10 protein-coding genes, 6 tRNA genes and 1 riboswitch are annotated in these 9,169 nt (G+C 69.2%); of the genes, 7 read left to right on the forward strand and 9 right to left on the reverse strand.

Features of this window, described 5'->3' with window-relative positions; all coding sequences use genetic code 11:
* Nucleotides 1–45 precede the first annotated feature (45 nt).
* From AB4Y86_RS05560 to AB4Y86_RS05595, 8 genes are all read right to left on the reverse strand, one after another.
* Nucleotides 46–684, reverse strand: a complete 639-nt coding sequence (locus tag AB4Y86_RS05560; protein ID WP_441400839.1) for a riboflavin synthase — start codon at nt 682–684, stop codon at nt 46–48.
* A complete protein-coding gene (gene ribD / locus AB4Y86_RS05565; protein WP_441400855.1) occupies nt 684–1,763 on the reverse strand; it encodes a bifunctional diaminohydroxyphosphoribosylaminopyrimidine deaminase/5-amino-6-(5-phosphoribosylamino)uracil reductase RibD in 1,080 nt (359 codons plus the stop codon). The genes AB4Y86_RS05560 and ribD overlap by 1 nt, the downstream gene beginning before the upstream one ends.
* Before the next feature lie 272 nt (nt 1,764–2,035).
* A riboswitch (FMN riboswitch) is annotated at nt 2,036–2,186 on the reverse strand.
* Nucleotides 2,187–2,315: 129 nt separating this feature from the next.
* On the reverse strand, nt 2,316–2,972 hold the full coding sequence (gene rpe, locus AB4Y86_RS05570) for a ribulose-phosphate 3-epimerase (protein ID WP_441400841.1): 657 nt from the start codon (nt 2,970–2,972) through the stop codon (nt 2,316–2,318).
* 62 nt (nt 2,973–3,034) lie between these two features.
* Complete coding sequence (locus tag AB4Y86_RS05575) at nt 3,035–4,618, reverse strand: RsmB/NOP family class I SAM-dependent RNA methyltransferase (RefSeq protein ID WP_441400843.1); 1,584 nt, start codon at nt 4,616–4,618, stop codon at nt 3,035–3,037.
* A complete protein-coding gene (gene fmt / locus AB4Y86_RS05580; protein WP_441400844.1) occupies nt 4,615–5,535 on the reverse strand; it encodes a methionyl-tRNA formyltransferase in 921 nt (306 codons plus the stop codon). The genes AB4Y86_RS05575 and fmt overlap by 4 nt, the downstream gene beginning before the upstream one ends.
* Nucleotides 5,532–6,107 (reverse strand): peptide deformylase, encoded by a 576-nt coding sequence (gene def / locus AB4Y86_RS05585; protein ID WP_441400846.1) that lies wholly within the window; start codon nt 6,105–6,107, stop codon nt 5,532–5,534. The genes fmt and def overlap by 4 nt, the downstream gene beginning before the upstream one ends.
* A 90-nt stretch (nt 6,108–6,197) precedes the next feature.
* On the reverse strand, nt 6,198–7,043 hold the full coding sequence (locus tag AB4Y86_RS05590) for a cytochrome (RefSeq protein WP_441400848.1): 846 nt from the start codon (nt 7,041–7,043) through the stop codon (nt 6,198–6,200).
* An 86-nt stretch (nt 7,044–7,129) separates the two neighbouring features.
* Nucleotides 7,130–7,201: transfer RNA gene (locus AB4Y86_RS05595), tRNA-Val, on the reverse strand.
* Nucleotides 7,202–7,308: 107 nt separating this feature from the next.
* Here AB4Y86_RS05595 and AB4Y86_RS05600 point away from each other — a divergent pair.
* The 7 genes from AB4Y86_RS05600 (at nt 7,309) to AB4Y86_RS05630 (ending at nt 8,692) form a co-directional block, all read left to right on the forward strand.
* The gene (locus AB4Y86_RS05600) at nt 7,309–7,560 is read left to right on the forward strand and encodes a hypothetical protein (RefSeq protein WP_441400850.1); all 252 of its coding nucleotides are present in this window, start codon (nt 7,309–7,311) and stop codon (nt 7,558–7,560) included.
* Between the two features lie 146 nt (nt 7,561–7,706).
* A tRNA-Gly gene (locus AB4Y86_RS05605) sits at nt 7,707–7,779 on the forward strand.
* 46 nt (nt 7,780–7,825) lie between these two features.
* Nucleotides 7,826–7,896, forward strand: a tRNA-Cys gene (locus AB4Y86_RS05610).
* A gap of 41 nt (nt 7,897–7,937) precedes the next feature.
* A tRNA-Val gene (locus tag AB4Y86_RS05615) sits at nt 7,938–8,012 on the forward strand.
* Nucleotides 8,013–8,069: 57 nt separating this feature from the next.
* A tRNA-Gly gene (locus AB4Y86_RS05620) sits at nt 8,070–8,142 on the forward strand.
* 47 nt (nt 8,143–8,189) lie between these two features.
* Nucleotides 8,190–8,264 (forward strand) — tRNA-Val (locus AB4Y86_RS05625).
* Between the two features lie 161 nt (nt 8,265–8,425).
* Entirely contained in the window at nt 8,426–8,692 is a 267-nt protein-coding gene (locus AB4Y86_RS05630) for an antitoxin (RefSeq protein ID WP_441400851.1), read from the forward strand.
* Nucleotides 8,693–8,770: 78 nt separating this feature from the next.
* Here AB4Y86_RS05630 and zapE read toward each other — a convergent pair.
* Nucleotides 8,771–9,169 (reverse strand): AFG1/ZapE family ATPase (zapE, locus tag AB4Y86_RS05635; RefSeq protein WP_441400853.1); only part of this gene is annotated, 399 nt, incomplete at its 5' end.

A 9,169-nucleotide genomic window follows, 5' to 3' on the forward strand; every position in this document is an offset into this window, starting at 1 on the left:
GGGCCGGCGTGTCCACGGCGAGTCCCTGCGGGTCCTGCAGCCGGCTCATGATGCGGCCTCCTGACCGTGTGCGGCGGGAACAAAGGCGAGCAGGCGCTCGGTATATTTGGCCAGCACGTCGACCTCGAGGTTGACGGCCCCGCCCACAGCTTTGGCGCCCAGGCCGGTTTCGGCCAGCGTGGTGGGGATCAGTCCGACTTCGAACCACGGGGCCGGTTCAGGGGCCGGGCTTACGGCCGTGACGGTCAGCGAGACGCCGTCGATGGCGATCGAGCCCTTCTCGGCAATGTAGCGGGCCAAGGCGAGCGGCACGCCGAAGCGCAGCCGGTCCCAGTTGCCGAGCGCCTGGCGTTCCAGCAAGTGTCCGACGCCGTCGACGTGACCCTGCACGACGTGGCCGTCGAGCCGGCCGCCGGCCGGGACGCAGCGTTCCAGGTTGACCGGATCGCCGGCGGCCAGGCCCCCGATGGTGCTGCGGACCAGTGTCTCGCCCATGACGTCGACGCTGAAGTCTGTGCCCTCGATGTCCGTGGCGGTCAGGCAGACCCCGTTGACGGCGATCGAGCCGCCGAGGGCGAGTCCCTCCGTGCTGACAGGGGCGTGCAGGCGCAGCGTGGCGCTGGTGTCGCCGTCGCGCTCAACGGAGAGCACCTTCCCTTGTTCGGCGATAATTCCGGTAAACATCAGTAGCCTCCTGCGGCGGTGTCCGCGTCGCTGCGCGGGGTGGAATCGGATGAAGTATCGGTGGCGCGGGGCGCGGCGGCGGGACGGAGGTGCAGCCGCAGGTCGCGGCCCAGTCTGCGGACGGCGCCGCCCGTGGCCTCGTCCCAGTCCCACTGCTGGGCGTCGGCGAGGGTGCCGATGCCGAGGTCGTCCAGGGCGGCCGTGCCGGCGCCGAGCAGCGTCGGGGCGAGGTAGACGATGAGCTCGTCGACAAGGCCGGCCGTCAGGAAGGCGCTCAGGATCCGCGAGCCGCCCTCGACCATCAGGTGCCGGACGCCGGCGTCGAACAGGCGGTCCAGGGCCTCGCTGGGCTCCCGGGTCGGCAGGTGCAGTACCTTACCGTCGCCGCCGTTGACCGCGGCGCCCTCGGGGATCCCGCGCAGGCCCATGACGGCCCGCAGCGGCTGCTTTTGGGCCGGTTCGCCGTCGGGGCTCCGGGCCGTGAGCCGCGGGTTGTCCACCAGGACCGTCTGGGTGCCGACCAGGATCGCGTCGATCCGGCCGCGCAGCGCGTGGTTGTCGGCCAGCGACTCCGGGCTGGAGATCCACTGGCTGGTGCCGTCGCTGGCCGCGATCCGGCTGTCCAGTGTCTGCGCGATGTGCAGGGTGACGAATGGCCGTTTGGCGGCCACGGCGTCGAACCAGCGCCGGTTGAGGTCCAGGGCGTCGACGGCGGCCAGCCCGGAGCGGACCCGGACTCCGGCGGCGCGCAGGGTTGCCGCTCCCCCGGCGGCCGGATCGTGCGGGTCGTCCACGGCGTAGACGACGGCGGCGATGCCGGCGTCGATGATGGCCTGGGCGCACGGGCCCGTGCGGCCGCGGTGGTTGCAGGGCTCCAGCGAGACCACCATGGTGGTGCCGTTGAGGTCCACTCCGGCGGCCGCGGCCTCCGAGATCGCGTCGACCTCGGCATGGGGGGTGCCGGCACCGCGGTGGTAGCCGGTCACGAGGGGTCTGCCGTCGCTGCCGATGACGACGGCGCCCACCAGGGGGTTAGCGCCCCGCGGGCCCCGGGTTGCTGCGGCGAGGGCGGTGTCCATGGCGGCCGTCTCGGCGGCGCTGAAGGCGGCGTCGGCGTCGTCTGCCCGGGGGCCGGCCGCCCCGCTGACCGGTCCGTCGTACTTCTGCGGCCCCGCGGCCGCCATCTGGGCGCTCATTTGCTGTCCGCCCGGTCCCGCAGGACCGCGGTATTGGCGAAGAGCCATCGCAAAGGGTTCATATGTGTGTCGTTCCTTCCCTCAGAACCGCGATGGCTCCGGGGGTATACGACAGCGCACTTCCGCGGCGCCCTTAGGCCACCGCAGTAACAGCTGTACGTGCTTCTCTCATCCAGACTTTAACTGTCGGTACCGGAATTCCACCGGTTCAACCGTCCGCCGTCAGCCTTCCAGGGGAAGCTGCCGGCTCGCGGGTCGCGGACTATAACCGCCGGTTCGGACTTACACCGACCCCGGAGCACGTATGTGTGTAGCTATTCTGACACAACCTGCTCAGCCGTTCGGCTATTCCCGCGATCACGACGGTTCAAGTTTCGTCATGTTGCGCGTACGGACTCGGGATGGCGGCTTAGACAGCCGRCCGCCGCCCGAAGGCTACCGGCCGGCCGCGGCCCGCAGCCGGCCGATCGCGTCCGCCGGGTCATCGGCGCCGTACACCGCGGACCCTGCCACGAAGACGTCCGCCCCGGCCTCGGCGGCGCGCCAGATGGTCTCCTCGGTGATGCCGCCGTCCACCTGTAGCTTGATGTCCAGTCCAGAGGCGTCTATCGCCGCCCGTGCCCGGCGGATCTTGGGCAGGGTGAGGTCCAGGAACTCCTGGCCGCCGAAGCCGGGTTCCACCGTCATGATCAGGATCATGTCCAGTTCCTCGAGCATGTCGAGGAACGGCTCTACCGCGCTGCCGGGCCGGAGCGCCAGGCCCGCCTTGGCGCCACGGTCGCGCAAGTCCCGGGCCAGCTTCACCGGCGCGACCGATGCTTCGGCGTGGAACGTCACCGAGGCCACACCGGCGTCGGCGTAGGCGGGAGCCCACCGGTCGGCGTGCTCAATCATGAGGTGTGCGTCGAGCGGGACCGGGCTGACTTCCTGCAGCCGCCGGACCACGGGGAGCCCGAGCGAGAGGTTGGGCACGAAGTGGTTGTCCATCACGTCCACGTGCACGGCGTCCGCGGTGCTGATCCTGTGAAGCTCGGACTGGAGGTTTGCGAAGTCCGCCGAAAGAATGCTCGGGTGGATGCAGCACTGGGCCATGGATTTCCTCTTCGTTTCGCTGGTCGGTAGGTCAGGTAGCTGGTGCCAGTATGGCCCGGGGCTCAGGCTTTCTTGTGGATGAGCGCCAGGAACATGGCATCCGTGCGGTGCCGGTGCGGCCAGAGCTGCGCGGTGAGCTCGTGGCCGGCCTCGAGGTGGCCGGTGAGGCTCACCCGGTCCAGGGCGGCGCCGGCGTCGAGCAGCTCAAGGTCGTCGCGCTTGCGCAGCGCGTCGCTCACGACGGCGGTCGTCTCGGCCGGGTGCGGGGAGCACGTCACGTACGCCACGACACCGCCGGGCTTGACCGCGTCCAGGGCGGACCGCAGCAGCTCCCGCTGCAGCGGGCCCAGGTCCACCAGGTCCTTGGGGGTGCGCCGCCAGCGCGACTCCGGACGACGGCGCAGGGCGCCCAGCCCGGTGCAGGGAACGTCCACGAGCACCCGGTCGAAGCTCTCCGCCATTTCGGTTCCGACCTCTCGGCCGTCGCCGGTGCGAACGTGCCAGACCTCGTGCGGGACGGCGGCCAGGGCCTGGCGGACGAGTTTCGCGCGGTGCGGCGCGGGCTCGTTGGCGAGCAGGGTAGCGCCCTGCTGCCGGGCGAGGGCGCCGAGCAGAGCGGCTTTGCCGCCTGGTCCGGCGCAGAGATCCAGCCAGCGTTCGCCGTCGGCGCCGTTTTCCGGTACGGCGTTTGCCGAACCGTTCGGGCGAAGGTCCACGGCTGCGAGGGCGCGCGCCACCAGCTGGGAGCCGACGTCCTGGACCCGGGTGCTGCCGTCGCGGACGGAGCCGAGCCGGCCGAGGTCGCCGCCGCTGGAGAGCGCCGATCCTTCGACCAGCTCGCCCGGGGTGGCGCCGCTTTCCAGCGCTTCAGCCAGGCTGCCGAGGCCGGGCAGCGCCACGAGGTTCACCACGGGAGCGGCGTTGTCTGCCTCCAGGAGTTCGTTGACTTCCGTGACCGGGCGTCCGTGCGCCACGAGGGACTGCCGGAAGGCGCGCACGATCCACTCGGGGTGGGCGTAGCGGACCGAGGCCACCTTGGTCTCGTCCGGTTCGTCGCTGAGCAGCAGTTCAAGCCACTCGTCCAGGGTGTGCGCGGAAACCTTGCGGAGCACGGCGTTGATCAGTCCGGACGGGCCGGCACCGATCACGGCGCGGGCCAGGCCCACTGTCTCGTCGAGGGCGGCGTGCGCCGGGACCCGCATGGCCAGCAGCTGATGGGTGCCGATCCGGAGCGCGTCGAGGACGGCCGGGTCCAGCTGGTCCAGCGGGCGGTCGACGCAGCGGGCCAGCACGGCGTCGTAGGTGCCCTGGCCGCGGAGCGCGCCGTAGCTGAGTTCGGTGGCGAAACCGGCGTCGCGCTTGTCCAGTCCGTGGTGCCGGATCCGGGCCGGCAGCACCAGGTTGGCGTACGCGTCCTCGGCGGCCACCGAGCGAAGCACTTCGAAGGCAACCAGACGGGCCGGGTCGGCGCGCCTGGTGCGCTGGGAGGGGGCGTTTTCGGTGAAGCCGCGCTGCGGGCCGCGGTTCCGTTCGCGTCCCTGGGCGTTCCGCCTGACGCCGGCCCGGGGCCCCTGGCCGCCGGAGCCTTGGCCGCCGGACTGGCGGCCCTGTCCGCGGCCGCTGCCGCTTGTTCCGGATTCGCTCATTCGAAGACCACGCTTTCAAGGGTTGCCTGTCCGCGCGCCCAATCGGCGGCGGTCATCATTTTCTTGCCCGACGGCTGGACCCGGGTGAGCTCCACGGGGTGCGAACCGGTCCCGACCAGGACAGCCTTCCCGTCCAGAGCCAGGTGCCCCGGGCGGAGGGCCGAGGCACCCGGCCGCAGCAGCACCGGTTCGAGCTTGACGCGCTGCCCCAGCAGGGTGGTCCAGGCGCCGGGTTCCGGCGTGACACCGCGGGACCTGCGTCCAATCGCGAGGGCCGGCTGCTGCCAGTCCAACCGGCCCTCCTCGAGCGTCAGCTTGGGGGCAAGGCTGATGTCACCCTGCTGCGGGACGGCCGTGGCCCGGCCGGCGTCGACGGCGGAGAGGGTCTGGGTCAGCAGCACCGCGCCGCTGTGCGACAGGCGCTCCAGCAGTTCGCCGGCGGTATCCGCCGGCCGGATGGCCTCAGTCAGGGTGCCGAACACCGGTCCGGTGTCCAGGCCCTCTTCGAGCCGGAAGGTCACCGCGCCGGTCAGGTCGTCCCCGGCGATGAGCGCGCGCTGCACGGGCGCCGCACCGCGCCAGGCCGGAAGCAAGGAAAAGTGCAGGTTGATCCAGCCGTGCCGGGGCAACTCGAGGGCCGCGCGCGGAATGAGCCCGCCGTAGGCGACGATGGCGGCCACGTCGGGCGCGGCAGCCTGGATCCTGGCGGTCACCGCGGCGTCGACCTTGGCGGCGTGGATGACCTCGATGCCGAGCTCCGCGGCGCGGACGGCCACCGGCGACGGCGTGAGCACCCGCTTGCGGCCCAGCGGGGCGTCCGGCCGGGTCAGGACAGCGACGACGTCGAAGCCGGCTGCGACGAGCGCGTCCAGCGAGGGCACGGCGACGGCCGGGGTTCCCGCGAAGAGGACCCTCACTGGCCGGTTCCGAAAGAGGAACCCGCGCCGAAGCTGGAGCCGACGGTTTTGGCCCGCTTCGCCGTCGTCTGCTCTGTGATGGCGTCATAGTTGGCGTTGCGGATGGCCCGCAGGGCGGCTTTGCGGTCCTCGCCTTCGAGCCGGTCGGTGAACAGGATCCCGTCGAGGTGGTCGGTCTCGTGCTGGAAGACGCGGGCGAGCATGCCCTCACCTTCCAGCACCACCGGGTTGCCGTGCAGGTCGACGCCGGTGACGCGGGTGGTACGGCGCCGGCGGACCGGGAAACCCAGACCGGGGATGGACAGGCAGCCTTCCACCTCGTCCGGTTGGAAGTCCTCGCTGTTTTCCAGCACCGGGTTGATGATGTGCCCTTCGACCCCGCGAATCCGGTACGTGAAGACGCGCTGGCTGATCCCGACCTGGGGCCCGGCCAGGCCGGCGCCCTCAACGTCCTCCATGGTTTCGGTCATGTCGGCAACGAGCTTTTCGAGCTCCGGCCCGAATTCCGTCACGGGATCCGCAACTGTGCGCAGCACAGGGTCCCCGATGATGCGGATATTCAAAATGGCCATGGCAAATCGGTCCTCACGGTGGGCGGCTACAGGATTCCATCCAGTTTAGTGGCAGAAATCCGGCGGTGGTCCTGCCGTGGCAGGTGCTGCCTAGCGGGCAACCGGCGGTGCGATCGGCAACAGCGCGGTTCCGGCGGCCAGCGAGTCGGCGGACATCTCCCAGACACGGCGCAGCGCGCAKAACTTCCACCAGTGGTGCTTGAGCACCTCCGGGTTGGCCCGCTGCGGCCGGACTTCCGTCTCGCCGATCGCCACGGCGAGCAGCATCGGGGATTCACCGTGCTGCCAGGCTTCCCACTCCCCCGCCACCGGGTCCACCAGGCTTTCCTCGGCTTTCATCCCGGCCACCAACTGCATGACCACCTTGGCATCGAGCGGCTTGACGGTGCCGTCGCGGCTGGTGCCCTTGGTCTTATAGTCGATGAGGCAGGTCCGGCCGTTGATCCGGGCCACCAGGTCAAGGGTTCCTGCGTAGCCCACCGTCTTGTTCCACACCGTGATCTCGGGAGCAATCGGCTCCACCTGGAAAAGCTCCCACCACTCGTCAAACCGGGCGGCGAAGGCTTCCTCGCCGTTGGCCGCCAGCGCCTCCCGGGTTTCCTTCATCAGGTGCGGGCGGCCGAGGGCGCGGAGGGCCACCTGCTCGCAATAGTTGTGCACGCGGTCGCCGCGCTTGGCGGCGTCGTCCCGGTGCGTCTCGGCCGCCTTGGCCGCACGGCTGACCGCCTGCCGGACCTTGGCCGGGCTCCCCAGGATGGCGGGCAAGGACGGATCCGCGGCCAGGCTGCTGGCACCCATGTAGCCGAACCAGCCGTCCAGGCCGTGGGGTTGCTGGCCGATCACGGTGGTGATCGACGGGACGGAGAACTGCTCAGACGTGGAGCGGGCATACATCCGGCCGTATTCGGTGGCGTGGGCAAGGAGTGGAGCGGTCATAGAAAGACTCTTTCACAGGGGTCGGACACTGGAGGAAAGCAAAATGGCCCGCCCCGCTCTGTGAGCGGAACGGACCATTTTCCAGGTGGGCGATACTGGGTTCGAACCAGTGACCTCTTCGGTGTGAACGAAGCGCGCTACCACTGCGCCAATCGCCCCGGTGCCATTGAATGCTAGCCCACCCCGGCGGAAATTCGAAATCGGTGGGCTCGACGCCGGCCGGGCCGCTCAATGCGCTCCTCCGCGCTGCGTCCAATGGACGAAGGTGGCCGCAACGCGGGCCGGCTTGGCGGCCATCGTCGGCAAAATCGACGGAGTGGCGCGCCCGGCAACGCTCGCGCCTTCCGCCGACCCACTCCGGCCCGTCGCCGTCGCCGTCGGCGTCGCCGCCCTAGTCGCGGCCGCCGTCGGAGTTAAAGCAGCGCCGTCCGGCATCGTACACAAGGCAGCACCGCCGGCGTCGGACGCCCGGCCGGGCGCCTGGACCCGGACCGGTGAATTACATGCATGTAATTAGGAAAATCCGCTAGATTGCAGGGAAGGGCGGGGGTACCGCGGCACGGACCGCCTTTCGATTTGTGGATTGCCTGAACCTCCTATAGAGTTCTTACTCGTTGGAACGCGAGGAATTGCCGATAACGGCACTGAATCGCAGGCAACACTGCGGACGTAGCTCAGCTGGTAGAGCACCACCTTGCCAAGGTGGATGTCGCGAGTTCGAATCTCGTCGTCCGCTCGCAGGACACTGTCACAGCCACGGCTCTTAGGAACTTTGGCTACACGGTGGGTTGGCCGAGAGGCGAGGCAGCGGCCTGCAAAGCCGTATACACGGGTTCGAATCCCGTACCCACCTCGGTGAAAACCCTGGTTTTCCGGTTCCGACCGGATGCGAAGGGGCGATTGGCGCAGCGGTAGCGCGCTTCCCTGACACGGAAGAGGTCACTGGTTCGATCCCAGTATCGCCCACCAAGGCAAGGCAACTTGCTTTATCCAGTACCGCCGGCCCCGCCGGAACGGACTAAAAATGCGGACGTAGCTCAGCTGGTAGAGCACCACCTTGCCAAGGTGGATGTCGCGAGTTCGAATCTCGTCGTCCGCTCTCTGTTTCGAGATTCACACAACTCCACTCCGGATCCTTCCGGTTGCGGGCGATTGGCGCAGCGGTAGCGCGCTTCCCTGACACGGAAGAGGTCACTGGTTCGATCCCAGTATCGCCCACCATGAAAGCAGCTCCCCCGGGGCTGCTTTTTTTGCTGCCCGGCGCGGGCCTGCACCGACCAGGGTCGTTCTCCTCTGGGCGTAGACCCTTGGCACCCTCCAGCCCGGCGATTAGGATCGAAGGGCTAGGAGCGATCTGGCTCCGCGACAGAAGGGAGGTGCCCGTGGGATTGCTTGACGATCTAAAGGGCAAGGCTCAGCATCTGATTGATGGCAACGAACAAGCCATCAAGGACGGGATCGAGAAGGCGGGTGATTTCGTCGATTCGAAGACCGGCGGAAAGTACGCCGACAAGGTCGATTCCGTTCAGCGGGGCGCCTCCGACTTCGTGGACAACGCGGGCGGCCAGCCGGAAACGGCCACCGTCGCCGAGCCGCACGTCGCGGAAGAGTCACCCGTCGCCGGGGAACCCCGGCAGCAGGGCCTCTGACCCAGGTACGTCAGCGAGGTGCCGGTCCCGCCGAGAGGCGGCGCCGGCACCTCTGTCATTTAAGGACCAACGCGGGGGTTAGGACGGCTCGTGGTTCTGGCCTTCCCGGGCCAGGGCGGTGAGCCGGGACACGGCGCGGAAGTACTTCTTCATGTAGCCGCCGGTCATCATTTCTTCGGTGAAGAGCTGGTCGAACGGTACGCCGCTGGCCAGGATCGGGACGTCCTTGTCGTACAGCCGGTCCGCCAGCACTACGAAGCGCAGTGCCACGGCCTGCTCTGTGATGGTCTCGACGTTGCGCCACACGACGCCGTCGATTCCGTCGAGCAGCTGCCGGTAGCGGCTGGGGTGGACGCCGGCCAGGTGGTTGATCAGGGTGCTGAATTCGTCCCGGGCCACCGTTTGGCCGTCGAACTCCGCCTGCATGTGGTGCGTGAGTTCGTCGTTGCGCAGCGGCGCGGGCGCCTTCGGCAGGCC

The sequence above is a fragment of the Arthrobacter sp. 2YAF22_2 genome (assembly GCF_052114645.1).
Taxonomy (GTDB): Bacteria; Actinomycetota; Actinomycetes; order Actinomycetales; family Micrococcaceae; genus Arthrobacter.